Raw genomic sequence first — 23,046 nt, 5'->3', positions numbered from 1 at the left:
ACCGGACCGTCCGGGCGTCCGATCCCGCCGCAGCCGCCCGGTCCCGCCGCAGTACCGTGGAGACGGAGAGGTCGAGGAGGTGCGGCATGATCACGCCCACTGTCTCCGCCCGGAACATCCCCAGGACCTCGGCGGCCCGCGCCCGCACGGTGAACGAGGCCGAGGTGCGGGCCTCGCTCGGCATCCTGGGCTCACTGCCCGCCGACGCGTGGTCACGGCCCACCGCCTGCACCGGCTGGAGCGTCCGGGACGTAGCCGCCCACGAGGTCGGCCAGTTCGAGGAACTGCTGAAGCCCTGGCTGATGCTCACGCGCGTGCGGCGGGCGCGCAGCGCGCACCCGGAACTCGGCGCGCTGGACGGCCACAACGCGGGCCAGATCGAGGACCGCGAGGGCGAGCCCCCGGACCGGCTGGTCGACGAGCTGGCCGCCTACGGACCCAAGGGCGTGCACGCCCTGGCCCGCATGCCCGCCCCGCTGCGCCGCAGGATGCGCACCAGCCTGGTTTTCCCGGAGGGCCGGTACCTGCCCGAGGACTCGATGGAGTACCTCAACACGGTGCTGGTCGCCCGCGACCCGTGGATGCACCGGATCGACATCGCCGACGCCACCGGCGCGGAGCTGGTGTTCGACCACCACGACCAGGAGATCCTGGACCAGGTCCTGCTGGACCTGGCCCTCGGCTGGAAAGGGCCGCCCTGTCTGCTGGAGCTCTCCGGACCGCTCGGCGGCCGCTACCGGATCGGCGACGGCGGCGGCCCGCCGGCGGTCGTCCTGCGGGCGGACGCGGTCGCGTACGCACGGCACCTCTCCGGCCGGCCCGCCCGCGGCGCCATCCGCATCGAAGGTGACGAGGAGACCGCCGCGGCCCTCGCCGACGCACGGGTCACCTTCTGAACCCGGGCGCGGACGCCCCGGCCCGGCTCACTGCGCCCCGCGCCGCCACCAGCCGCGCCGCCACCAGCCGCGGCGCGCGCCGGCGGCCGTCGCGCCCGCCGTGAGCGCCGCCGCGCAGGCGGCCAGGGCCACCGTCCACCACCCCGGGCCGTCGTCCCGCTGGGAGGCGGCCACCTGCGCGGCCGCCGCGGGCTCCGCGGAGGGGCCGGGCCGGGGCGAGGCCGGGGCGCCCGCCGCGACGGGCGGTTCCAGCGATCCGACGGGGCGGACCCGGCCCGCCGCCCGGAACCCCCAGTCCAGCAGCGACCGCGCCTCCTCGTAGACGGCGCCCGAGCTGCCGTCCTGCGGGTTCAGCACCGTCACCACCAAGGTCCGCCCGCCCCGCTCCGCCGCCGCGATCAGCGTGTTGCCCGCCTTGCTCGTGTACCCGTTCTTCACACCGATCGCCCCGGGATAGGGCTCGACGCCCTCCGCCCCGGTCAGCAGCCGGTTGGTGTTGCGGATGCCGTAGGCCCCCTCACGGCCCGGGAAGTCCGCCATCGCCGTCCGGCAGTACTCGGCGAACCGGGGGTCGCGCAGCCCCTCCCGCCCGAACACCGCCAGGTCGAAGGCGGACGACACCTGGCCCGGCGCGTCGTACCCGTCGGGCGAGACCACACGGGTGTCCCGGGCGCCCAGCCTCTCCGCGGTGGCCTGCATGCGGGCCACCGCCGCCCGCTTGCCGCCGGCCATGGCCGACAGGACGTGCACGGCGTCGTTGCCGGAGCTCAGGAAGACCCCCCGCCACAGGTCGTCCACCGTGTAGTCGCGGCCGGCCTCGACGCCGACCAGGCTGCTGCCCTCGCCGACACCGGCCAGCTCCGCGTCGGTCGCCCGGTGGCGGCCCGCCGGCACCTGGGGGAGGAGGGCGAGCGCGAACAGTGCCTTCAGGGTGCTGGCCGGGGGGAGTTCGCGGTGCGCCTCGTGCGCGGCCAGCACGTCGCCGCTGCGGGCGTCCGCCACCACCCAGGACAGCGCGGACACCTCCGGCACCTTCGGCGTGCCGTCCACGAGCCGCACCTGGGTGCCCGAGGCCCGCAGCGGATCCGGCGGCGCGGCCGACGGCGCGGGCGTCCCCGCCGCCCCCACCGCGAGGAGGGCGCATCCGGCGACGGCCAGGCGGACCGCCCGGCCGGAACCTCGTGACATTAGTGTGATTTTCATATGAGAACGGTAGGAATGGGGCACGGCGACGCGCCGCGCGCCACGGCCGGATCCGCCCGAGCGGCACCCGGATGCCGTACCGCCGCGGCTATGCTCCGAGGATGTTCGGTCGGCAGATCTACGGACCGCAGGGCCCCACCCTCGGCGAACTCGCCGTGCAGGCGCTGTCGTCCGTCGAGCGCGGCTACGACCTGCTCGCCCCCTCCTTCGACAGCACGCCGTTCCGCACCTCGGACCGCTTCCTGCGGGCGACCCGTGACGGACTGGCTCCGCTCGGCCCGTTCCAGGACGGCCTCGACCTGTGCTGCGGCACCGGCGCGGGACTGGACGTGCTGGCCGGCCTGTGCCGGGGGAGCGTCACCGGCGTGGACGTCAGCGCCGGCATGCTCGAGCGGGCCGGTGGCGCGGCACCGTGGGCACGCCTGGTCCGCGCGGACGCGCGCCGCCTCCCCTTCGCCCCGGGCTCGTTCGACCTGCTCGTCACCTTCGGGGCGCTGGGTCACTTCCTGCCCCGCGACCTGCCCGCCCTCTTCGGGCAGGCCCACGCGGTGCTCCGCCCCGGCGGCCGTCTCGCCTTCCCGCTCCCCGGGCCGCCCCGCCCGGGCTCCCGGCAGGCCCTGGAACTGCTGGCCTTCGACACCGCGATGCGGATCCGCAACGCCGTGTGGCGCCCGCGGTTCGTGATGTACTACCGGGCCCTCACCTTCGGTGTGCTCCGCGACGCCCTCGACCGCGCGGGGTTCGCGGTGGAGACCTACGCCATGCCCGAGTTCGGCCGCCGCGACGACGGCAGTCCGCGCTGCCGCCTCGTCGTCGCCACCCGGCCGTGACGGCCGGTCAGTCCTCCGGCGCCGTCGGCCCGGGCGACCCGGCGTTGTAACGCTCCAGGTAGGAGGCGAACCGTGCCAGGTCCTCCTCGCTCCAGCCCGTCAGCCGCTCCCGCAGGGCCGCGCGGCGCCGGTCGGTGACACGGGCGAGGATCCGCCGCCCGGCGTCGGTCAGCTGCAGCACCTGCACCCGCTGGTCGGCGGTGTCCTGCCGGCGCTCCATCAGCCCCTCACGCTCCAGCACCGCCACCTGCCGGCTCACGGTGGACTTGTCGAGCGCGTAGTATTCCGCCAGGTCGGTGGCCCGGCAGCCGCCGCTATCCTCCAGGTGTCCCAGGAGCGTGTACGAGACCAGGGACAGCTCCGGATGGAGCCGTCCGGCCAGCGCGCGTGCCCGGCGCGCGAACGACGTCATCTCACGCTGGATCGTCTCGATCGCCCGGTCGGCGGCTGCGTCCACGGGGAACCTCCTCACGTTCTGGTTGTAGAATACAACCATAAACCCGTGGGATGCGAACGAATGCCGCCCACTCCCCCGGGCCCACTCCCGGCCCACGCCCGCCCGGCCCGCCCGCCGTTCCGCGTGCCCGGCCGCGGGACCGTCGGTAGGGTGGCCGCGCCCGGGCAGGGACCCGGCCGTCCGACCCGCGCCGCCGCCACCGACACCGAGGGCCATGACGACTTCCCGGACACCGCCCGCCGAACCCCCCTCCGTACCGCCGCCCGTGCCCGCGGAACCCCCGGCCGAGGTGGTCGCCGCGCTGCGCGCCGCGGGCTGCGTCTTCGCCGAGGAGGAGGCCGCCCTCCTGGTCCGCGCCTGTGCCTCGCCCGACCGGCTGGCCACCCTGGTGGCCCGGCGCGCGGCCGGCGAACCCCTGGAACACGTCGTCGGCTGGGCCGAGTTCCGCGGGCTCCGGATCGACCTCGCCCCCGGCGTCTTCGTGCCCCGCCGGCGCACCGAGTTCCTCGTCGCGCGCGCCCTCGCCCTGGTGCCCGCGGCGCGGACGGTCGTCGACCTGTGCTGCGGATCCGGCGCCCTCGGGGCCGCGCTCGCCGCCGCGCTGCCCGGCGCGGAACTCCACGCCGCCGACATCGACCCGTCCGCCGTGGCCTGCGCGCGGCGCAACCTCGCCCCCTACGGCGGCCGGGTCCACCACGGCGACCTGTTCGCCGCGCTGCCCGGCGCGCTGCGCGGCCGCATCGAGATCCTCGCCGCCAACGTGCCCTACGTGCCCACCGCCGACATCCGCCTGCTCCCCGCGGAGGCCCGCGACCACGAACCGGCGGTCGCCCTGGACGGCGGGCCCGACGGTCTCGCCGTGCTGCGCAGGGTGGCCGAGGGCGCGTCCGGCTGGCTCGCCCCGGGCGGCTGCGTGCTCGCCGAGACGAGCGCACGTCAGGCGCCCGCCGCCCTGCGGGCCTTCACGGAGGCGGGCCTCACCGCCGGGGCGGCGGTGTGCGAGGAGAGCGACGCCCATGTGATCACCGGAGTGCTGCCGCCCGGGGAACGCCCGGAACGCCCGGAACTCCCGTAGCTCCCGGGCGGACCCGGTGACCTTCCGGCGCCGCACGCGCGTCGGCCGTCGCCCGGTGCATCACCGGGCGACGGCCGTGACGGTCGAACGCCGTTGCCGTTGCCGTTGCCGTGGGCGTGGGCGCGGGAACCGCTCAGAAGCGGTGGGGCTTGGCGCGGCGCCGCACGTACCAGGCCGTGCCGCCCACGCCGGCCGCGACGAGGACGCCGCCCGCGACCAGGGTGAGGGTGGTGTGGTCCTTCACCGCGCCGCCGATGCCGCCCATCACGCCGCGCGTGGGGGAGGCGGTCGCCGACATGGTCGGGGTCGCGGTGGAGGTGGGGGTGGACGTGGGAGAGGCCGTGGCCGTCGGCGTCGCACCGGAGACGATGACGGACTGGGTGCCCGCCGTGCTGTTGTTCGCGCACCGCACGATCACCGTGTAGGTGCCGGGCGAGACGCTGGACCAGGCGGCCGACTGGCTGGTGGCCGAACCGGACAGGGCGACCTGCCGGCCCTCGGCGAAGGTGTTCTGGGTGCTGTTCAGCAGCGAGGCGGTGCCCCAACTGCCGTTGACCTCGGAGCAGGCGCTGGTGGTGACCGCGACGGTGGTGCCGCTGGTGCTCACGGAGATGCCGGGGCCGGCGTCGGCCGGCCCCGCGAAGGCGAGCGGCAGGGCGGCGGCGGCAGCCACGGTCAGGCCTGATCTGACGATGACGCGAGATGTACGCATGGTCTGACCTCCGGCGGCACGGCTGGCGGACATCCCTAGCGCCGCCGAGGATCGGGAACGCCCGTACCGCCCTCGGGGACAGCCAATGTCCACGACGCGCCGGGCGCACCCGGAGAGCACCCGGACAGGTGACGCCGCACTCCGCGCCGTGCCCGACGCCGCTTCCCGAGCCGCCCCCTGCGCCGCGCGCCGCGCGGCGTGCCGCCGCGCCCGCCCGTGCCGGTCGGCCCGCGCCCCTCAGCGCCCTGTGGTGACCGTGCGTTCGGGGGAGTAGCCGCCCCAGGTCCCGTCCGGCAGCTTGGCGCGCAGGCGGACCCGGTGCGTCTCGCCGGCCTCGCCGCCGAGGTAGAACCGGTGCGTCGCCCGCCCGCCCGGGGCCTTGCCGCCCCACACCAGCGTGGTGGCCGGGCGGCCGTCGAGATGGATCTGGTACTCGGTGACCACCCCGTCGACCGGGGGCGGTTCCCAGGAGATCTCCAGGTGCCAGGCGCCCTCCGCCCGCACCGCCGCCGCGCGGAAGGCCACCGGGGCCGTGCCCCGCCCGCTGTCCTCCGCGGTGCCGGAGGTGGTGACCCGGACCGGGTCGCCGGCGGGGGAGAGGTTGTCGGCGGCGTCCTTCGCGCGCACCGTGAAGGAGTACCGGGTGCCCGGCCGCAGCCCGGTGACCACGGCGGCGGTCTGGCCGCCGCCCACACTGTGGATCTTCGTGGAGCCCTGGTAGATGTCGTAGGACGCCACCTCATGGTCGTCCGTGGAGGCCTTCCAGGAGAGCTGGGCGGCCCGGCTGCCGACCGCGCGGCCCTCCAGGCCCCCGGGGCGGGAGGGCGGACGGGTGTCGGCGACGGTCTCGGCGCGCGTGGTCGAGCGCACCTCGGCGCTCTGCGGACCCAGCCGTCCGTCGGTGGAGCGGGCCCGCACCCGGAAGGTGTAGGTGGTGCCCGGCTTCAGCCCGGTGACGTCCACCATGTGCTCGTCGGCGGGAACCTCCTCGACCTTGGCGCGGCCCCGGTAGACCTCGTAGGCCTCCACCTCGGAGCCGTTGTCGGCGACCTTGTTCCACATGACGTGCACACTGGTCGCGCTGCCGGCCTGCGCGGTGACCCCGACGGGTGCGCCGGGGAGCCGGCCGCCGTCCTCGGCGTCGGCCGTCGCGCCCCAGCCGCAGGACGTCGCCAGAGCCGCCGTCAGCAGCACGCCGCAGCACCGGGTCGCCACCCGGGGAGCACGATCCACACCAGCCATACCGGGCACCTCCGCGGACGCCGCGCGAACATTGGTCCGTACCAATATGCGCATGGTGACGCGATCACATCAAGTGGTGGTCGTTGACCGGGCGGGGAGAGCTGTACGTATGCTGAACCCCCCCTTGCCGCAGGCCCGCCTGACGACGGGTCGGCCCGCGGCCGCCGGCGCTGAACCGCTGTCGTCGCCGCTCACGCGCCGGCCGGGGAGCGGGGGCGGGCCTGGGCGCAGGCCCGGCCGGCCCCCGCTCGCGGCGGCCGTCCGCCGTCCGTCGCGTGCCCGCAGACCTTCACGGTCCTTCCCGCACACCCTTCACGATCTTTTCGGCCGCACCCGTCGCCGAGGTGTTCACCTGTGGCCACAGGGGTGATGAGATGTTCGGACCCTGGCCGACCCGGCCGGCCGGCGAGGCCGCGCCGGGCCACCGTACGGAGGAGTGAGAACGATGCGGGTGCCCATGACCATCGCGGACTTCCTCGAGCGGGCGGAGATCGGCTTCGCCGACAGCCCCGGAGTGGTGGACGAGCCGGTCCAGCCCGCGACGCCGGTGCCCGACGGCGGCTACGGGCGGTTCGCCGAACGGGTCCGCGCCTGGCAGGCGGGCTTCGACGCCCTGGGCGTCGCGGAGGGCGAACGGATCGCCGTGGTCAGCCACAACTCGGCGCGGCTGCTGGAGCTGCTGTTCGCGGTGCCGATGAGCGGGCGGATCTGCGTCCCCGTCAACTTCCGGCTGAAGCCCGAGGAGGTCGACTACATCGTCCGCCAGTGCGGCGCCTCGGTGCTCCTCGTCGACCCCGAACTCGACGCCGACCTGGCCCGGGTCACCGCGCCCCACCGCTTCGTCCTCGGCGAGGAGACGGAGGCGCTGATGCGGTTCGGCGTGACGCCGCGGCCCTGGTCGAAGCCGGACGAGGACGCCACCGCCACCATCAACTACACCTCCGGCACCACCGCCCGCCCCAAGGGCGTCCAGCTCACCCACCGCAACATCTGGGTGGACGCGGTCACCTTCGGCCTGCACACCCGGGCCTGGGAACGCGACGTCTACATGCACGTCCTCCCCATGTTCCACTGCAACGGCTGGGGCATGCCGTTCGTGATGGCCGGTCTCGGTGTCCCGCAGATCGTCCTGCGCAAGGTCGACGGCACGGAGATCCTGCGCCGCGTCGAGCGCCACGGCGTCACGCTGATGTGCGGCGCGCCCGCCGTCTGGAACGCCGTGCTCGACGCCGCCGCCGACTGGGAGGGCGAGATCCCCGGCCGCGACCGGGTGCGCATCGTCTGCGCGGGCGCGCCGCCGCCGAGCCGCACCATCCAGCGGGTCGGCGAGGAGCTCGGCTGGGAGTTCCTCCAGATCTACGGCCTCACCGAGACGGCCCCGCTGCTCACCTTCAACCGCTCGCTGCCCGCCGACGACGCCCTGCCCGCGCACGAGCGCGCCCACCGGCTGTCGCGCGCCGGGCTGCCCACCCTGGGCACGCGGCTCGCGGTCTCCGACTCCGGTGAGGTGCTGGCCCGCTCCAACACCGTGATGGAGGGCTACTGGGAGAAGCCCGAGGCCAGCGCGGAGGCACTGGAGGACGGCTGGTTCCACACCGGCGACGGCGGCTTCCTCGACCGGCGGGACGGCCACCTCACCATCTCCGACCGCAAGAAGGACGTCATCATCACCGGCGGCGAGAACGTCTCGTCCATCGAGGTGGAGGATGTCCTGTTCAGCCACCCGGCGGTCGCCGAGGTGGCGGTCATCGGCGTGCCCCACGAGAAGTGGGGCGAGACGGTGAAGGCGCTGGTGGTCCTCGCCGAGGGCGCCAAGGCCGAGGAGGCCGAGATCATCGCCCACTGCAAGGAGCGGATGGCCGGCTACAAGGCGCCCACCAGCGTCGAGTTCCGCGCGTCCATCCCGCGCACCGCCACCGGCAAGATCCAGAAGTTCAAGCTGCGGCAGCCGTACTGGGAGGGCACCGACCGCGCCGTCAACTGAGCCGGGTAGCCTGCGGACCATGAGCGCTCTCGACGGCCTGGCCGCCGCCCCGTACGTCTCCGTGACGACCTTCCGCAAGGACGGGCGGGCGGTGGCCACGCCCGTCTGGGTGGTCCCCGACGGCGACGGCGCGCTGGCCGTGTGGACCCGCGTGGACAGCGGCAAGGTCAAGCGCATCCGCCGCGAGGGCCGGGTGACCGTCGCCCCCTGCGACTTCCGCGGAAACCTCCGCGGCGAGGCCGTCGAGGCCCGCGCCCGGCTCGGCACCCCCGAGGAGACGGCGCGGGTCCGCCGCGCCATCGCCCGCAAGTACGGCGTCACCGGCCGCCTGACCCTCCTCGGCAGCCGCCTCCGCGGCGGCCTCGCCGCGACCACGGCGGTCCTCATCACCCCGGCCGCCTGACCGACCCCGGCGTCCGCTTCCGGGCCGCCTGACCGACCCCGGCGTCCGCTTCCGGGCCCCCTGACCGACCCCGGCGTCCGCTTCCGGGCCGCCTGACCTACCTCGGTGCCAGGAGTCCCCGGCCGCCTGACCTGCCTAGGCGCCAGCAGCCCTCCCGCCGCCTGACCGGCCGTGGCATCCCGGGCCGGGCGGCGCCGCCGGGAGCCCGGCCGCTCTGCCCTCGGCAGAAGCGGCCGACCGCGCGCCGACGCACCCGCAGGATGGGACGCGTGAGTGACTTCGCCGTCTCCGTGCGCCGACTCGACCTCGGCTACTTCGTCCGCCCCGTCTCCGAGACGGGCGGGCCAGAACCGCGGGTGGAGCCCGTACTGGCCTACCTGGTCCGGCATCCGCGCGGGCTGCTGCTGTTCGACACCGGGATGGGGGACGCCGGACCGGAGACCGAGGCGCACTACCGGCCCCGCCGCCGCTCGCTGCGGGCCGCGCTCACCGCGGCCGGCGTGGGCCTGGAGGACATCGATCTGGTGGTCAACTGCCACCTGCACTTCGACCACTGCGGAGGCAACCCGGCGCTGGCGGGACGCCCGGTCGTCGTCCAGCGGGCGGAACTGGCCCTCGCCCACGCCGGGGGCCACACCGTCGGCCACCTGGTCGACTTCCCCGGCGTGCGCCACGAGGAGCTGGACGGCGAGGCGGAGATCCTCCCCGGCATCCACGTCGTGCCCACACCCGGGCACACCGACGGTCACCAGTCCCTGGTCGTGCGGACGCCCGAGGGTGCCGTCGTGCTCGCCGGGCAGTCCCATGACCTCGCCTCCCACTTCACCGCCGAACACCTGGCCCGCCGGGCGGCGCTGGACGGCGTCGAAGCGCCGCTGCCGCCCGTCCGGCCCTGGATGGAGAGGCTGGCCGAGTTCGCCCCCCGCCGGGTGCTCTTCGCGCACGACTGCGCCGTACGGGAGCCGTGGGAGGGTCGGACGGCTACCGTGTGAGACGGACCGCTCGCGGCGGAAGGAGTCCGAGATGGCGTACCGGAAGCGGGGGAGGGCCCCGGCCCTGCTGGTCGCGGCGGGGCTGACGCTCGCCGCCTGCGGGTCCGTGGAGGCCTCCGAGCCTGGAGGCCCCTCGCGTTCCCCGGGCCCGGCCGAGGTCTCGGCGCCCGCCCGGGAGTCCCCGTCGCCGGGGCAGGGAACGCCCACGGAACGGGCCGAGCAGGTGCGTCTCACGGTCACCGGAGGCATCGCCGGCGTCCACCGCTCCATCCTGGCGTCCACCGACGGCACCGTGGAGATCAGCGACCGCACGGAGGGCACCCGGGAGGCCGACCCCCTCTCCGGCGCGGAGCGGGCCCGGCTGAAGGACCTGCTGGTCGAGGTGGACTTCGCCCGGCTGCCCGCGCGCAGCGTCAACGACGGCGCCCGCGACATGTTCCTCTACGCGCTGGAGCACGACGGGCACGTCGTCGTCACCGACCGCAGCGTCCCGCTGGGCACGGCCGACGACCTGATCGCCCACCTGGAACGCCACCTCGAGGAGCGGCTCTGAGCGTCCTCGACCTGTGGCGCCGGCGCCTGGGCGTGGTGCCGGACTCCGTGTGGGAGCGGCACGACCTGCGGGTGCTGATCCTCGCCGACAACGACCTGACCCACCTGCCGCCCGCCGTCGGCGGGCTCCACCGGCTCGCCACCCTCGACCTCGGCCACAACGCCCTCACCGAACTGCCGGGTGAGATCGGGTCGTTGTCGAGCCTGACCGGCTGCCTCTACCTCCACGACAACCGACTCACCCGGCTGCCGGACGAACTCGGCGCACTGACCGCGCTCCGCCTCCTCAACGTCGGCGAGAACCGCCTCACCGCCCTTCCCGACTCCCTGACCCGGATGGCGTCCCTGGTCGAACTGCGCTGCCAGTTCAACGAGTTGACGACCCTCCCGGACCGCATCGGAGACCTGGCGAACCTCCGCGAGCTGTGGCTCAAGGGCAACCGCCTCGCCCGGCTCCCGGACTCGGTCTCCCGCCTGCGGGAGTTGCGCCACCTCGAGCTCCGCGACAACCTGCTGGAGGCCGTGCCCGACCGCCTCGCCGGACTGCCGCTGCTGCGCGTCCTGGACCTGCGCGGCAACCGGATCCGGGCGCTGCCTCCCTGGCTCGCGGAGCTCCCCTCGCTGGAGAAGCTGGACCTGCGCTGGAACGACCTCGCCGTCGACCCCGCCGACGACCCGGTGGCCGAGGCGCTGGAGAAGCGCGGGTGCGTGGTACTGGCCTGACCCTGACCCCCGGGTACCGCCCCCCGTGTCCCCCGCGTCCCCGCGCTCCTTGGGGGTCAGCCGTCCGCCGCGTCCTCGCCGTATACCTGCTCCGTCCAGATGGTCTTGCCCTCGGCGGTGTAGCGGCTGCCCCACCGGTCGGTCATCTGGGCGACCAGGAACAGCCCCCGGCCCCCCTCGTCGGACGCCCGCGCCCGGCGCAGGTGAGGCTGGGACTGGCTCGGGTCGGAGACCTCGCAGATCAGCCGGTCGTCCTTGATCAGCCGCAGACCGATCGGTCCGCCCGCGTGGCGGAGGGCGTTGGTGACCAGCTCGCTGACGATCAGTTCTGTGCTGAACACCAGCTCCTCCAGCCCCCAGGCGGTGAGCTGGGCCGAGGCCAGCGCGCGGGCGTGGTTGACCTCGCCGGGCTCGGCGGACAGCTCCCAGTGGGCCGTGCGCGTGGGCGGCACACGGTCCATCCGCGCCAGGAGCAGGGCGACGTCCTCGGCGCGCGGCCGGGACCGCAGGCGGCGCAGGAGCGGGGCGGTGAGCACAGCCACCGGGATGTCGCTGCGGGCGGCGGCGCGGGCGCTCTCGACGAGGTGGCCCAGGTCTCCCGCACCGGCGGGGGAGGGCCCCGTGGACGTCCCGCTGTGGAAGGCGAGGACGTCACCGGGCTCCAGGAGGAACCGCACCGGCTCGAACGGCTGCTTGGCGCCGCTGCCGAGCGCGGGCCCCGGTTCCAGGCCGGCCCGCGTCACCTCACCGGTTCCCCGGCGGCCCACCAGCGGCGCCGGATGACCGGCGCTCGCCATGCAGCACACGCCGCCGACCGGGTCGTAGGTGGCGTACACGCACGTCGCGCCGTGGAGGGAGCCGGCGGTCGACGCGGGACGGTCGCCCTCGTCCTTGCCCATGCGGCTCACCAGGTCGTTGAGATGGCCGAGGAGTTCCTCCGGCGGCAGGTCCACGTCGGCCAGGGTCTGCACGGCGGAGCGCAGCCGGCCCATCGCGCCGGCGGCGTGCACCCCATGCCCGGCGACCCTGCCGATCACGAAGGCCGTCCGCGCCCCGGACAGCCGGATCACGTCGTACCAGCTCCCGCCCGTCCCGGCCGCGCTGCTCGCCGGGGCGTAGACGCCCGAGCTGTGCGCGGCCGCCGTCCGCCGCACCGGGGGCGGCAGCAGACTCCGCTGGAGCTCCTCGACGGTGCGGCGCTCCCGGGTGTAACGGCGGGCGTTCTCCAGGCTCAGCGCCGCCCGCGAGGCGATCGACTCGATCAGCGGGACGTCGTCCTCCCGGAACGGCAGCCGGTCCGAACGACGCCATGCCGACAGGACGCCCAGGACGTGCCCGCGGGCCACCAGCGGCACGAACAGGGCGGAGGACGCCGCCGCGGGGAGGAGCAGCCGCTGCCGCTCCTCGTCGACGTCGGGGCGCCGCCGCAGCCGGTCCAGATCGGGCACCACCTGCGTGCCCCCGCCGCCGACGGCGTCGGTCTCCAAGCTCCTGGCCCGCACCGGCTCGTCCAGCTGGTAGAGCTCGGGAGGCCAGGCGCCGTCCGAGGAGGCGACCGCGACCCTGCGCAGCGGCGTGCCCGGCGCGAACGCCCCGGCCTCGTCCCCCCGGCGCGCCCGGTCCGTCACGTCGAGGCAGGCCAGGTCCGCGAAGTCCGTCACCAGCAGCCGCACGACCTCCTCCGCGGTGCGGGTCACGTCCAGAGTCCCGCCCAGCCGGTAGGCCGAGGAGTGGAGCAGCGACAGTTCGCGCTCCGCGGCGTTCCGCTCGGTCACGTCGGTGAGCACCGCGGCGGCGCCGAGCACCCGGCCGCCGGCGTCCTCCAGACGGAACGCGGACGCGGAGACCGACCGCTCCCGCTCGGGCAGGCCCGCCCAGCGGGCGAGGAACTGACGATCGGCGGGCGGCTCCCCGGTCTCCAGCACCTGCCGCAGCCAGGTGCCGATCCGGGCGGCGTCCTCGGCCACCAGGACGTCCTCCAGCCGCCCCTCGTACGGGCCGCCGCCCAGCGGGCGGTCCAGCCCGAAGAAACCCGGACCGAGCAGCAGGCGCTCCGGCGCACCCACCCCGCGGACGACCAGTCCCACCCCGCTCTGCTCGAACAACCCGCGTACCAGGGCCTGGTCCCGGCGGACCCGCGCGACGGGGCCGAGCAGGACCAGGAAACCGCGCGGGCCCCCGGCGGGCAGCGGCACGACGTCGGCCTCCGCCTCCACCCGGGAGCCGTCCCGGCGCCGCAGGACCAGGGAGGCCGCGCCCCTGCCGACCCGGCGGCCCCAGCCGCCGGCGGGCGCGGCGGCGCACAGATCCGCCAGCGGGCGACCCTCGACCTCCCGCGCGCTCAGGCCGAGGAGGTCGTCCACGGCCTCGGTGCACCGCATCACGGTCCCCTCCTCGTCGAGCAGGAACACCACCGGCCGGCCGGACGCCGCAGCGGTCTCCTCACGACGCACACCCTCACCCACCTGCTCGCCGCCTCACTCGGTACCGGGGACACTCCCCTCATTGGAGGGAAGACGGCGTCGCTTGACCACTCGCCATGCCGGACGCACGGGAAGGAAGAAACCGATGCCGCCGGGGCCGTGACCGGCCCAACCGGCCGCGGCGCATCCGCCGGGTTGACGCCGGACGGGACCCGGGCCGCAAGCTGTCCCGGTGACCGCACCCAGATCCCGGTGGCCCCGGCTGCCCCAACTGCCCCCGGCCTACCGGCCGGTGCTCGCCCACCGTCCCTTCCGGCGACTGCTCCCGGCCTTCGTGGCCTCCGACTTCGGCGACGGCATGGCCATCGTCACCGTGCCGTGGCTCGCCGTGCTGCTCGCGCCCGAGGGCAGCCGCGGCCTCTACGTCGGCACCGCCGTCGCCGCGTACGCACTGCCCGGAGCCCTCGGGGCACTGCTGCTGGGGCGGTGGATGCGGCGCTTCCCGGCCCGGCGCCTGCTGTTCACCGACGCGGTGCTGCGGGCCTCCATGCTCGCCTGCGTGCCGCTGGCCTGGGCCCTGGGCGTGCTGACCCCCTGGCTGTACGTGGTGCTGCTGGCCGCCTCCTCGCTGCTGCACGCGTGGGGGAGCGCCGGCAAGTACGCGCTGCTCGCCACGCTCCTGCCGCCCGGACAACGGCTCGCCGCCAACGCCCTGGTCAGCGCGAGCGCCTCGGCGGCGATGGTGTTCGGGCCCGCCGCGGCCGGAGTGCTGATCACCGTGGTGCACCCCGCCTGGATCATCGGGATCGACGCCCTCACCTTCGCCGTCCTCGCCCTCGGCGCCGCCCGCGTCCGGCCCGAGGCACCCGGCGAACCCGCGGCACCCGACCCGGCGGCCGACCCGGTGGGCGGTGCCGGCGGGAAGGCGTCGGCCGCCCTCGCCCTCTTCCGGCAGCGGCCCGAACTGCTGGGCATCCTGGCGCTCACCTGGTTCTTCTACTTCCTCTACGGCCCCGTCGAGGTGGCCCTCCCGCTGCACGTCACCGACGACCTGGACCAGGGCGCCGGGCTGCTGGGCCTGTACTGGACGCTGTTCAGCGTCGGCGCGGTCCTCGGCGGACTCGCCGCCGGGCTGCTGCGACGGCTCCCGCTGTGGCCGACGGCGCTGGGCATCGTCGCCGGATGGGGTCTCATCCTGCTCCCCTTCGGCCTCGGAGCGCCGCCGGCCGTCACCGTGGCCTGCTTCGCCCTGGGCGGCGTGATCTACGGCCCCTTCACCGCGCTGTCGTTCACGCTGTTCCAGGACCGCACCCCCGAGGCCTGGCTGACCACCGTGCTCGCCGTCCGCGCGGCCGCCCTGCTCGCCTCCTCACCGCTGGGCACCGCCCTCGGCGGCCCGCTCACCGCCGCCTTCGGGCCCCGGGCCGTCCTCGCCGGATCCGGTGTCGCCACGCTCGTTCTCGTCGCCGGAGCGGTCGCCCTCGGCCTGCGGGCCAGGATCCGGGGCAAGGGCGCGAAGGCGGCACCGGACCCGGCCGGAGCCGCCTGACCCGCCGCTCCCCACGCGCGGAGCTGACACCGGGCCCGCCCCGGCACACGCGCGCGGGCCCCGGGGCGGGAAGCGCCCGGGGCCCGCGCGAGGGAGCGCGTGAGGGTCAGAAACGGTCGCCCTTCGGCCTGCCACGCTGGTCGGGAGTGCCGTGCGGCGGCGGGCTGAACGGCTGCGGGGACGTCCTCGGCGACACCGGGGAGCCACCCGCCACGCCACCCTGCTCGGGACGCAGGCCCGTGGGGTCGCCCCCGGTCGGCTCCGCGCCGTGGCGCAGCTGGTCCAGACGCGCGGAGAGCACCTGGGTGGCCGGCACCCGGTGACCGTGCTCCTTCTCGTGCGTCAGGAGCTTCTCCACCTGGTCCGACGTCAGCGAACGGATCCGGCTCTCCAGCGAGCCGAGCGGCAGCTGGTCGTAGTCGGGGAGCGGCAGGTCGTCGCGGCCGGAATGGGACATGGTCACTCACTCACTTCCTGCGATGAGGGTGCGATGGTGCGGGGAGCGCCGCGACCGCCTCAGCGGTGGCCGCCGCCCCCGCTGCCGAAGCCGCCGCTGCCGCCCTCGTTCCAGCGCGGGCGCGGCGGTTCCTCCTCGGAGGGGACGGTCCCCTGCGGGTCGAGCTGGTACGGCGTGAGCCGGTCGTGGTCGTGCCTCGGCACGTCGTCGGCGTCGCGGGTCGTCCGGTCCTCGCGCACCGGCCCGCCCGGAGGCATCTTGGGCTGCTCCTCCGGAGTGGGCCTGCGCGGCTCGCGCTGGCGGACCCGCCAGCCGAAGATCACCGCCGCGATCAGCATGGCCGCCACGATCGCGCCGAGGATGAACGGAGCCAGGCCGCCGATATGCCCCTCTTCCAGGGCGAAATGCACCCATTCGTCACTCATGGTACGTACCTACCCTAGATCGCCGAATATGAACCGATCATCGTCCTGCGTCGTGCCGACCGGCCGGACCGGGCTCAGTCCCCCTCCCGGGCCGACCGGGTCCGTGAACGGTTGGCCTTGCGGATCGCGTCCAGCAGCTCCGGCTTGTCCATCCGCGACCGGCCGGGCACCTCCAGCCGCCGGGCCAGCTCGTACAGGTGCTCCTTCGAGGCGTCTTCGTCCACCCCCTCGCCGCTGCGGCCGCCCTGCTGCCGCGGCCGCGCCGACCGAAGGTCGGAGGGCCCCTTGCGGCCACCCTCCTTGCGTTCCCAGTGGTCGCCGACCTTCTCGTGCGTGTGCTTCAGCGCCCCGTACGCCACCCGGTGGGCGCGCTCGCCCTCGCCGTACTGCTCCACGGCCGAGTCGTGCGCCTTGATCCAGGTGCGCCGCGCCTCCTCGGAGGAGCGTTCGAGCGTGGACGGCAGTTCCTCACGGCCGGGCAATCGGATCACCCCTTCCGTTCGTCGACCCCTTCGTCCTCGTCGCCGGGTGCCCGGCGACAGGCGTTTGACACCGCCGGACGGGGCAACTCGGGCCCCGTGACGAGCGCATCCCAGGACGAGCTCTACCGGTTCCTGGAGGACCGGTTCGCCTGCGCGCAGGCCTGCACCCAATGTGCGCGGGCCTGCGCCCTGCGCGCGGGTTTCATGGATCCGGACGGCACCGAGGCGCAGGACCGCGCCCGGCGCAAGGGCATCATGTGCGCCGAGGTGTGCGACGCGACCTGCCGGGTGCTGTCCGAACAGACCGGACTGGACGAGGCAGGGCTGCGGATGCAGGTCGAATGGTGCCGCACCGTCTGCCTCGAGTGCGCCGAGGTCTTCGACGCCTGCCCCGGTGCGGAGGAGGCGGCCAAGGCCTGCCGCCGCTGCGCCGAGGCCTGCACGGAGTTCCTCGCCACGCTCGCCGCGTAGCGCGGGCCCGAACCGACGCACCACCCTCCCAGGAGGTACACCATGGCCGACACCAACCCGATCGAGCTGCAGAAGGCCCTCAGCGGCATGGACTACCCGACGGACAAGAAGTCCCTGGTGGACCGCGCCAGGAACAACCACGCCGACGGCAAGCTCGTCGAGAAGCTGGAGAACCTCAAGCAGGACAGCTTCGACGGCCCCAACGAGGTGCAGAAGGCGGTGTTCAAGGGCTGATCCGCCGTCGCCGGCCACCGCCGCGCCCGGCGGGGCCGGACGCCACGAACACCGACCGCCGCCGCGGTCCCGAGGACGGAACGGGACCTCGGCGGCAGACGTCTTGACCCCGGCAGCGGGCCCGCGCAGGATCGGCGCCATGAGCCCAACCGCCGCCGGCAACGGCAACGCCAGCACCGTCGACGCCGTCCTGCGCCGCAGCGCGCACCGCACCCCCGGCCGGGTGGCGGTCGACTACGCCGACCGGTCGTGGACCTACGCCGAACTCGACGACGCCGTCTCCCGCGCCGCCGGCGTGCTCCTCTCCGAAGGCCTGGAACCCGGCGACCGGGTGGCCTCCTACGGGCACAACTCCGACGCCTACCTGATCGGTTACCTCGCCTGCGCCCGCGCCGGGCTGGTGCACGTGCCGGTCAACCAGAACCTCGTCGGTGACGACCTGGAGTACCTGCTCGGCCAGTCCGGCAGCGGCCTGGTCCTCGCCGATCCGGCGATCGCCGGGCGCCTCCCGGCCGGCGCCCGCGTCCTCGCCCTGCGCGACGGAGACGACTCCCTGCTCGCCCGCCTCGCCTCCGCCGCCCCCTACGACGGGCCGGGACCCGACGCCGAGGACCTGGCCCAGCTCCTCTACACCTCCGGCACCACCGCCCTCCCCAAGGGCGCGATGATGACCCACCGCGCCCTGGTCCACGAGTACCTGAGCGCCGTCACCGCCCTCGGCCTGAGCGCCGACGACCGGCCCGTGCACTCCCTGCCGCTGTACCACTCGGCGCAGATGCACGTCTTCCTGCTGCCCTACCTCGCGGTGGGCGCGCGCAACACCATCCTCGACGCCCCCGACGGCGACCGCCTCTTCGACCTGATCGAGTCCGGGCGCGCGGACAGCGTGTTCGCCCCGCCCACGGTCTGGATCGCCCTCGCCAACCGCCCCGACTTCGCCACCCGCGACCTCAGCGCGCTCCGCAAGGCCTTCTACGGCGCGTCGGTCATGCCGGTGCCGGTCCTGGAGCGGCTGCGCGAACGCCTGCCCGGCCTCGCCTTCCACAACTGCTTCGGCCAGAGCGAGATCGGCCCCCTCGCCATGGTGCTCGGACCCGACGAGCACGACGGCCGGATGGACTCCTGCGGCCGCCCCGTCCTGTTCGTCGAGGCACGCGTCGTCGACGAGGACGGCAAGGACGTCCCCGACGGCACACCCGGCGAGATCGTCTACCGCTCCCCGCAGCTCTGCGAGGGCTACTGGGAGAAGCCCGAGGAGACCGAGGAGGCCTTCCGGGACGGCTGGTTCCACTCCGGCGACCTCGCCGTCCGCGACGCCGAGGGCTACCACACCATCGTCGACCGGGTGAAGGACGTGATCAACTCCGGCGGGGTGCTGGTCGCCTCCCGCCAGGTCGAGGACGTCCTCTACACCCACCCGCAGGTCGCCGAGGCCGCCGTGGTCGGGCTGCCCGACGAACGCTGGATCGAGGCCGTCACGGCCTTCGTGGTACCGCGCGGCGAGGTCACCGAGGAGGAACTGGTCGCCCACGCCAAGGAGCGGCTGGCCTCCTTCAAGGCGCCCAAGCGGGTCGTCCTCGTCGACGGACTGCCGCGCAACGCCAGCGGGAAGATCCTCAAGCGCGAGCTGCGCGACCGGTTCGGCGCCACGGGCTGAGCCGGCGTCCCCGTGCCGCGGCACGGCCGCGCCCCGTGCCGTTCGAGCGCGGCACGGGGCCTGTCGGCGGACCCGACCGGTCGGTAGGCTGTCCGCCGACGACAACGGGAGGAGCACGGACGTGGCCGACAGCACCACCCAGCAGCAGCGCCGCACCGGCTGGGACAAGCCGGACCACCTGGACCTCAGCAACGCCGAATGGCGCTCCAGCAGCCGCGGCCGCGGCGACGTCCAGATCGCCTTCGTCGAGGGCTTCGTCGCGATGCGCAACAGCCGGCGGCCCGAGAGTCCGTCCCTGATCTTCAGCCCCGACGAGTGGGGCGTCTTCGTCTCCGACGCCCGCGAGGGCGAGTTCGACCTCACCTGACCGCCCCGCCCTCGCCCTCGCCCCCGGCCCTGCTGCCCTCCGGCCCTCCCGGTCCGGGTCCCTCCGCACGGCCCGTACCGCAACGGCCCATGCCGCCGCGGGAGGGTTCCCCGCCCGGAATCCGGACACTCGGCCACCGCTTCCCGTCCCGGCCCGCCCTCCGGGCCAGGCCGGGCGGGGACAGGCGGAAGATCGACATCCGGAGGTGAGGGACTCCATGACCACCCTGCCGGTCATCGCGGCGGTCGACGGATCCGAGGACAGCCTGCGCGCCCTGGACTGGGCGGTGCGGGCCGTGCTGATGCGGGAGGCGCCGCTGCGGGTCGTGCACGTGCGCCAGTACCCGGCCTGGGCGCCCCCCGAGTTCGTCGCCGTGGACACCGCCGACGACCCGGTCCTCGACCAGGTCCGCGCCCGCGTCGAGGAGGGCACCGGAGGCCGGCCGGAGGTCGAGTACCTCAGCCGGGTGGGAGCCCCCGGAGCGGTGCTGCCCGAGGTCAGCACCGAGGCGTCCCTGCTGGTCGTGGGATCGCGGGGCCGCGGCGGCTTCGCCAGCCTGCTGCTCGGCTCCACCGGTATCGCCGCAGCCCGCGACGCGCACTGCCCCGTCGTGGTCGTGCCCCGGCCCGGCCGCCAGGTCCCCGAGGACCTCACCGGCGCCTCCGAAGGGCCCCGCGTCGTCGTCGGCCTGGGCGTCGACCGCGCCGGCGACGACGCCCTGGAGTTCGCCTTCGCCGAGGCGGAGCGGCGCCGGGTGCGGGTCCAGGCCGTCACCGTCTACCCGTGGCCCCCGCAGATCTGGGCAGCGCCCGGCGAGTTCGCGCTGCCGGTGATCGAGGAGGCCGGGATCGCCGCCGAGACCAGGTCGCTCGCCGAGGAACGGCTCGACCCGCTGCGCGAACGGTACCCACGCGTCGCCGTCGACCTCGCGGTGGACAGCGGCGACGCGGCGGGCCGGCTGGTCGCCCACTCCCGGGGCGCCGAACTGGTCGTCGTGGGCCGCCACCAGCGGCGGCTGCTGGTCCCCACCCGGATGGTCGGCTCGGTCACCCAGGCGGTGCTGCTGCACGCCGCCGCCCCGGTGGCCGTGGTCGATCCGCACGGCGCGGGACACCACGGCGGCACCGACGGGGACCGGACCGACGAGGAGTGAACTCCCGCACATGGTGAAGCCCGGCGGGCCACGTACCATTGCGGCATGTCGTTCCTCCGCCGCCGCAGCGCCACGCCCGCCGGGCCCGACTTCGACGTTCTGGCCATGGACCCGGGCGACTGGCCCGGCAACCTCGGCGCCGGCCTGCTGCCCGCCCCCGACGGCACGTGCCAGGGCGTCTTCCTGCGCTACGACCTGTTCGGGAACCGCGGCCCCGCGATGATCATCGGGAACCTCCCCGAGGGCTCGCCCGCCCGTGACGTCCCCGAGGGGGAGGTGCCGTTCGAGGTGGCCCAGCTGCTGCTGGCCCTGGAGAACGACGAGGAGGTGACCGTCGTCGGCTCCGAGGACGTACCGGTCCTCCAGGGCGACAACCTCCTGGTGGTCCGCCGCGTCAAGCTCTCCGAGAGCCGGATCTCCTGCGTGCAGTTCGACCGCAGCGACAACGTCCTGGTGACCATCGCCTCCTGGGACCGCCCGATCACCGAGGACCTGTACGCCCTCCTCAAGCCGCTGCCCGCCGAGCTCTTCCGCCAGGGCTGAGCCCCACCCCCCGCCGACACGTCAAGGGGCCGGACCACCTCGGTGGTCCGGCCCCTTCGTCGTTCCGCTTCGTTCACCCGCCGGTCAGGACACCACGTCCACGTCGGAGACCTTCACGAAGGCCACCCGGTGCCCGAGCTGGATCTGGTAGTAGTCGTCCTGGCCGCGCACCACGGTGCCCCGGCCGCCGAACGTCGTGTTCCAGAAGTACTCGGGGTGGAACCGGTCACCCGCCACGTACCGCTGCCCGGCCTCGAACCGGTACGGCAGCGGAGCCAGCGACTGCACCGGTACGCCCGGCGGGTAGGCCGAGGCCTCCGGATACGCGCGCCCGTACACCGGCACCGACGTCAGGCCGGCCTTCGGCGTCACCACCAGACCCTTGGTCGGCACCGCGGCCGGCCGGTCCGCCGGGTTGCGGAACCATGCCTTCTGCCCCAGGTACCAGATCGCCGTCCAGTCGCCGGCCCGCTCCGCGACCACGTACTGCTGGCCCGTCGAGGCACGGGCGCCGACGTCGTTGACGCCGATCGTGGTCCGGCCCTCGTTCTTCGGGTACAGACCGATGTCCCGCACCAGCGGCGCGTCCTCCGACGGCGCCGAGTACAGCCGCACCTCGCTGGAACCGTGCGGCGCGCAGGCCACCCCGGCGCGGACGCAGCCCGTGTACACGGGCTGGTTGGAGGCGTAGTCCGGGCGGATGGTCACCACGTCGTCGTGCGGGTTCGCGTTCTGGTGGAACGGCTTGCCCATCAGCTGGAAGTAGTGCGCCCAGTCCCAGTACGGGCCGGGGTCGGTGTGCATGCCGGGAACGTTGGCGGCGGTCACACCGGGGATCGCGTCATGGCTCAGGATGTGCTGCCGGTCCAGCGGCACCCCGTGGCGCTTCGCCAGGTACTTCACCAGACGGGCCGACGAACGGTACAGCGACTCCGTGAACCACGCGTCCGGCTGCGCGAGGAACGCCTCCTGCTCCACGCCGATCGAGTGCGAGTTCACGTACCAGTTGCCCGCGTGCCAGCCGACGTCCCGGGCCTTGATGTGCTGGGCGATGTGACCGTCCGAGGAACGGATCGAGTAGTGCCACGCCAGGTAGCTGGGCCGCTGCACCAGCATCAGGGTGGTGTCCCAGGTCGCCTCGGTCGAGTGCACCACGATGTAGTCGATCGACTGGTCGGCCGGGCGGTTCGCCAGGTCGTGGTTGCCGTAGTCGCCCGGATCGTCACCGCCCAGGTGCTCGTACGGGGCCGGGATCCACTCGCAGGCCACGGTGGGCGGGCACTCCGTGCCGTCCTGGTCCAGCCTCTTCAGACCGGCCCGCTCCAGCTGCGCCGGATCGGCCTCGGCCCGCGGGTCCGCGGCCAGGACGATCCGCTCGCCCGTGTCGGTCACCCGCTCCTGGCCGGCCGAGATCACCGAGAACACGTCCTGGGCGAACATCGCGGCCGTCGCGCTGTTGTCGGCACCGGAGTAACGGGCGATCGCCGCGTACCAGTCGGCCGGGTCCTCGCTGAGCGGCAGCCCCAGTTCACGCTGGGTCCGCGCCAGCAGGGCCGCCCCGCCCTCGACGTTGGCCGCGGGATCCTCGCGCAGCTCCGTCACGGACCGGCCGGTGAGCTCGGCGGCCTCGGGCAGGGTCCGCAGGTGCGCGGGGAGCTTTGACGCCTCGGGGACCGGGAGGTCACCCGCCTCCGGCGCCGCCATCGGCCGGGCGTCGTCGCCCCGCGGGTCCTCCTCGCCGTGGCTGTGGTGCGGCGCCTCGGCCAGCGCCACCGAGAGGTCGGTGAGGTGCATCGGGCCGTAGCCGCCGGCGACGCTGGGGGCGCCGTTGTGGGCGTCCCAGCGGGACTCCAGGTAGGAGACGCCGAGCAGCACGCTCTGCGGCACGCCGTACTCTGCGGAGGCCCTGGCGAAGGCCTCCCGCAGCGGCGCCCCGCCCGCCGCCTCCCCGGGCGCCGCGCCCAGCAGGGGCAGCAGCAGGGCGGCCGCGGCGACGGCTCCCGCCACGCGTCTCGGCAGCGGGCGTCGGGCCCCCGGTGGGGGAGTGGGGGCGGTGGCGGTTCCTCGCAAGGCATCCTCCCGGGGACGGCTGTGCGCTGGTGGGACGGTCGGGACGTGGGGTCAGGGATATCGGTATCCCGTCGCCCCGTCAATGGCATGCCCACGCAACGGTGTTGACCGGGAGGGAGCACGTCGTCCCCCGGAAACGCCGCAGG

At 74.8% G+C, this 23,046-nt stretch carries 24 protein-coding genes; 15 read left to right on the top strand and 9 right to left on the bottom strand.

Annotated features, from left to right (window positions below; translation table 11 throughout):
• The first annotated feature begins 86 nt into the window (after window positions 1–86).
• Complete coding sequence (locus ACWD3O_RS17795; protein ID WP_451416486.1) at window positions 87–896, top strand: maleylpyruvate isomerase family mycothiol-dependent enzyme; 810 nt, start codon at window positions 87–89, stop codon at window positions 894–896.
• 27 nt (window positions 897–923) lie between these two features.
• Here ACWD3O_RS17795 and ACWD3O_RS17790 read toward each other — a convergent pair whose 3' ends face one another.
• Window positions 924–2,084 carry a D-alanyl-D-alanine carboxypeptidase family protein gene (locus ACWD3O_RS17790; RefSeq protein WP_451416485.1) on the bottom strand — a complete coding sequence of 387 codons (1,161 nt, stop codon included), beginning with the start codon at window positions 2,082–2,084 and terminating at the stop codon, window positions 924–926.
• A gap of 131 nt (window positions 2,085–2,215) precedes the next feature.
• Between ACWD3O_RS17790 and ACWD3O_RS17785 the strand changes: the two genes are divergently transcribed.
• On the top strand, window positions 2,216–2,929 hold the full coding sequence (locus ACWD3O_RS17785) for a class I SAM-dependent methyltransferase (protein ID WP_451416594.1): 714 nt from the start codon (window positions 2,216–2,218) through the stop codon (window positions 2,927–2,929).
• A gap of 7 nt (window positions 2,930–2,936) precedes the next feature.
• On the opposite strand, the gene ACWD3O_RS17780 is transcribed toward ACWD3O_RS17785, so the two are convergent.
• A complete protein-coding gene (locus tag ACWD3O_RS17780; protein WP_451416593.1) occupies window positions 2,937–3,341 on the bottom strand; it encodes a MarR family winged helix-turn-helix transcriptional regulator in 405 nt (134 codons plus the stop codon).
• A gap of 259 nt (window positions 3,342–3,600) precedes the next feature.
• Between ACWD3O_RS17780 and ACWD3O_RS17775 the strand changes: the two genes are divergently transcribed.
• Window positions 3,601–4,461: a putative protein N(5)-glutamine methyltransferase gene (locus ACWD3O_RS17775; protein ID WP_451416484.1), complete on the top strand. Its 861-nt coding sequence runs from the start codon at window positions 3,601–3,603 to the stop codon at window positions 4,459–4,461.
• A gap of 133 nt (window positions 4,462–4,594) precedes the next feature.
• On the opposite strand, the gene ACWD3O_RS17770 is transcribed toward ACWD3O_RS17775, so the two are convergent.
• Entirely contained in the window at window positions 4,595–5,173 is a 579-nt protein-coding gene (locus ACWD3O_RS17770) for a hypothetical protein (protein ID WP_451413459.1), read from the bottom strand.
• Window positions 5,174–5,410: 237 nt separating this feature from the next.
• Window positions 5,411–6,415, bottom strand: a complete 1,005-nt coding sequence (locus ACWD3O_RS17765; protein WP_451416483.1) for a fibronectin type III domain-containing protein — start codon at window positions 6,413–6,415, stop codon at window positions 5,411–5,413.
• Between the two features lie 445 nt (window positions 6,416–6,860).
• Between ACWD3O_RS17765 and ACWD3O_RS17760 the strand changes: the two genes are divergently transcribed.
• The 5 genes from ACWD3O_RS17760 to ACWD3O_RS17740 all read left to right on the top strand — a co-directional run bounded on the left by ACWD3O_RS17760 (window position 6,861) and on the right by ACWD3O_RS17740 (window position 11,069).
• Entirely contained in the window at window positions 6,861–8,399 is a 1,539-nt protein-coding gene (locus tag ACWD3O_RS17760; protein ID WP_451413461.1) for an AMP-binding protein, read from the top strand.
• Window positions 8,400–8,418: 19 nt separating this feature from the next.
• Window positions 8,419–8,802: a PPOX class F420-dependent oxidoreductase gene (locus tag ACWD3O_RS17755; RefSeq protein WP_451416482.1), complete on the top strand. Its 384-nt coding sequence runs from the start codon at window positions 8,419–8,421 to the stop codon at window positions 8,800–8,802.
• 269 nt (window positions 8,803–9,071) lie between these two features.
• A complete protein-coding gene (locus ACWD3O_RS17750) occupies window positions 9,072–9,794 on the top strand; it encodes an N-acyl homoserine lactonase family protein (RefSeq protein WP_451416481.1) in 723 nt (240 codons plus the stop codon).
• Window positions 9,795–9,825: 31 nt separating this feature from the next.
• Complete coding sequence (locus ACWD3O_RS17745; protein WP_451416480.1) at window positions 9,826–10,347, top strand: hypothetical protein; 522 nt, start codon at window positions 9,826–9,828, stop codon at window positions 10,345–10,347.
• A gap of 35 nt (window positions 10,348–10,382) precedes the next feature.
• Entirely contained in the window at window positions 10,383–11,069 is a 687-nt protein-coding gene (locus ACWD3O_RS17740; RefSeq protein WP_451416479.1) for a leucine-rich repeat domain-containing protein, read from the top strand.
• Between the two features lie 56 nt (window positions 11,070–11,125).
• Here ACWD3O_RS17740 and ACWD3O_RS17735 read toward each other — a convergent pair whose 3' ends face one another.
• Window positions 11,126–13,522: a SpoIIE family protein phosphatase gene (locus ACWD3O_RS17735; protein ID WP_451413466.1), complete on the bottom strand. Its 2,397-nt coding sequence runs from the start codon at window positions 13,520–13,522 to the stop codon at window positions 11,126–11,128.
• A 202-nt stretch (window positions 13,523–13,724) separates the two neighbouring features.
• Here ACWD3O_RS17735 and ACWD3O_RS17730 point away from each other — a divergent pair, with 202 nt between their 5' ends.
• Entirely contained in the window at window positions 13,725–15,041 is a 1,317-nt protein-coding gene (locus ACWD3O_RS17730; protein WP_451416478.1) for an MFS transporter, read from the top strand.
• 106 nt (window positions 15,042–15,147) lie between these two features.
• Here ACWD3O_RS17730 and ACWD3O_RS17725 read toward each other — a convergent pair whose 3' ends face one another.
• The 3 genes from ACWD3O_RS17725 to ACWD3O_RS17715 all read right to left on the bottom strand — a co-directional run bounded on the left by ACWD3O_RS17725 (window position 15,148) and on the right by ACWD3O_RS17715 (window position 16,405).
• Complete coding sequence (locus tag ACWD3O_RS17725; RefSeq protein ID WP_451413525.1) at window positions 15,148–15,498, bottom strand: hypothetical protein; 351 nt, start codon at window positions 15,496–15,498, stop codon at window positions 15,148–15,150.
• Between the two features lie 59 nt (window positions 15,499–15,557).
• A complete protein-coding gene (locus ACWD3O_RS17720; RefSeq protein ID WP_451416477.1) occupies window positions 15,558–15,923 on the bottom strand; it encodes a DUF6479 family protein in 366 nt (121 codons plus the stop codon).
• 74 nt (window positions 15,924–15,997) lie between these two features.
• Window positions 15,998–16,405, bottom strand: coding sequence for a ChaB family protein (locus tag ACWD3O_RS17715; RefSeq protein ID WP_451416592.1), 408 nt, complete (start codon window positions 16,403–16,405; stop codon window positions 15,998–16,000).
• Between the two features lie 96 nt (window positions 16,406–16,501).
• On the opposite strand from ACWD3O_RS17715, the gene ACWD3O_RS17710 reads away from it, so the two are divergent.
• The 6 genes from ACWD3O_RS17710 (at window position 16,502) to ACWD3O_RS17685 (ending at window position 20,830) form a co-directional block, all read left to right on the top strand.
• Window positions 16,502–16,876, top strand: a complete 375-nt coding sequence (locus ACWD3O_RS17710; protein ID WP_451416476.1) for a ferredoxin — start codon at window positions 16,502–16,504, stop codon at window positions 16,874–16,876.
• A 42-nt stretch (window positions 16,877–16,918) separates the two neighbouring features.
• Window positions 16,919–17,110: a DUF2795 domain-containing protein gene (locus tag ACWD3O_RS17705; protein ID WP_451413469.1), complete on the top strand. Its 192-nt coding sequence runs from the start codon at window positions 16,919–16,921 to the stop codon at window positions 17,108–17,110.
• Between the two features lie 139 nt (window positions 17,111–17,249).
• On the top strand, window positions 17,250–18,767 hold the full coding sequence (locus ACWD3O_RS17700) for an acyl-CoA synthetase (protein ID WP_451416475.1): 1,518 nt from the start codon (window positions 17,250–17,252) through the stop codon (window positions 18,765–18,767).
• A gap of 121 nt (window positions 18,768–18,888) precedes the next feature.
• Window positions 18,889–19,134 (top strand): DUF397 domain-containing protein, encoded by a 246-nt coding sequence (locus ACWD3O_RS17695; protein WP_451413471.1) that lies wholly within the window; start codon window positions 18,889–18,891, stop codon window positions 19,132–19,134.
• A gap of 217 nt (window positions 19,135–19,351) precedes the next feature.
• Complete coding sequence (locus ACWD3O_RS17690) at window positions 19,352–20,287, top strand: universal stress protein (RefSeq protein ID WP_451416474.1); 936 nt, start codon at window positions 19,352–19,354, stop codon at window positions 20,285–20,287.
• A gap of 45 nt (window positions 20,288–20,332) precedes the next feature.
• Complete coding sequence (locus ACWD3O_RS17685; RefSeq protein ID WP_356127269.1) at window positions 20,333–20,830, top strand: hypothetical protein; 498 nt, start codon at window positions 20,333–20,335, stop codon at window positions 20,828–20,830.
• An 84-nt stretch (window positions 20,831–20,914) separates the two neighbouring features.
• Here ACWD3O_RS17685 and ACWD3O_RS17680 read toward each other — a convergent pair whose 3' ends face one another.
• Entirely contained in the window at window positions 20,915–22,900 is a 1,986-nt protein-coding gene (locus ACWD3O_RS17680; RefSeq protein WP_451416473.1) for an N-acetylmuramoyl-L-alanine amidase, read from the bottom strand.
• Between the last annotated feature and the right edge of the window lie 146 nt (window positions 22,901–23,046).

This window comes from Streptomyces sp. NPDC002640 (assembly GCF_053592575.1).
This window is presented reverse-complemented; position numbering and strand designations above follow the sequence as displayed.

Excerpts from the sequence above, each read along its gene's own strand:
- ACWD3O_RS17705 (WP_451413469.1), top strand. The coding sequence starts at position 16,919 with ATGGCCGACACCAACCCGATCGAGCTGCAGAAGGCCCTCAGCGGCATG.
- ACWD3O_RS17760 (WP_451413461.1), top strand. The coding sequence starts at position 6,861 with ATGCGGGTGCCCATGACCATCGCGGACTTCCTCGAGCGGGCGGAGATC.
- ACWD3O_RS17690 (WP_451416474.1), top strand. The coding sequence starts at position 19,352 with ATGACCACCCTGCCGGTCATCGCGGCGGTCGACGGATCCGAGGACAGC.
- ACWD3O_RS17685 (WP_356127269.1), top strand. The coding sequence starts at position 20,333 with ATGTCGTTCCTCCGCCGCCGCAGCGCCACGCCCGCCGGGCCCGACTTC.
- ACWD3O_RS17725 (WP_451413525.1), bottom strand. The coding sequence starts at position 15,498 with ATGTCCCATTCCGGCCGCGACGACCTGCCGCTCCCCGACTACGACCAG.
- ACWD3O_RS17700 (WP_451416475.1), top strand. The coding sequence starts at position 17,250 with ATGAGCCCAACCGCCGCCGGCAACGGCAACGCCAGCACCGTCGACGCC.
- ACWD3O_RS17720 (WP_451416477.1), bottom strand. The coding sequence starts at position 15,923 with ATGAGTGACGAATGGGTGCATTTCGCCCTGGAAGAGGGGCATATCGGC.
- ACWD3O_RS17770 (WP_451413459.1), bottom strand. The coding sequence starts at position 5,173 with ATGCGTACATCTCGCGTCATCGTCAGATCAGGCCTGACCGTGGCTGCC.
- ACWD3O_RS17745 (WP_451416480.1), top strand. The coding sequence starts at position 9,826 with ATGGCGTACCGGAAGCGGGGGAGGGCCCCGGCCCTGCTGGTCGCGGCG.
- ACWD3O_RS17795 (WP_451416486.1), top strand. The coding sequence starts at position 87 with ATGATCACGCCCACTGTCTCCGCCCGGAACATCCCCAGGACCTCGGCG.
- ACWD3O_RS17780 (WP_451416593.1), bottom strand. The coding sequence starts at position 3,341 with ATGACGTCGTTCGCGCGCCGGGCACGCGCGCTGGCCGGACGGCTCCAT.
- ACWD3O_RS17765 (WP_451416483.1), bottom strand. The coding sequence starts at position 6,415 with ATGGCTGGTGTGGATCGTGCTCCCCGGGTGGCGACCCGGTGCTGCGGC.
- ACWD3O_RS17775 (WP_451416484.1), top strand. The coding sequence starts at position 3,601 with ATGACGACTTCCCGGACACCGCCCGCCGAACCCCCCTCCGTACCGCCG.
- ACWD3O_RS17755 (WP_451416482.1), top strand. The coding sequence starts at position 8,419 with ATGAGCGCTCTCGACGGCCTGGCCGCCGCCCCGTACGTCTCCGTGACG.
- ACWD3O_RS17790 (WP_451416485.1), bottom strand. The coding sequence starts at position 2,084 with ATGTCACGAGGTTCCGGCCGGGCGGTCCGCCTGGCCGTCGCCGGATGC.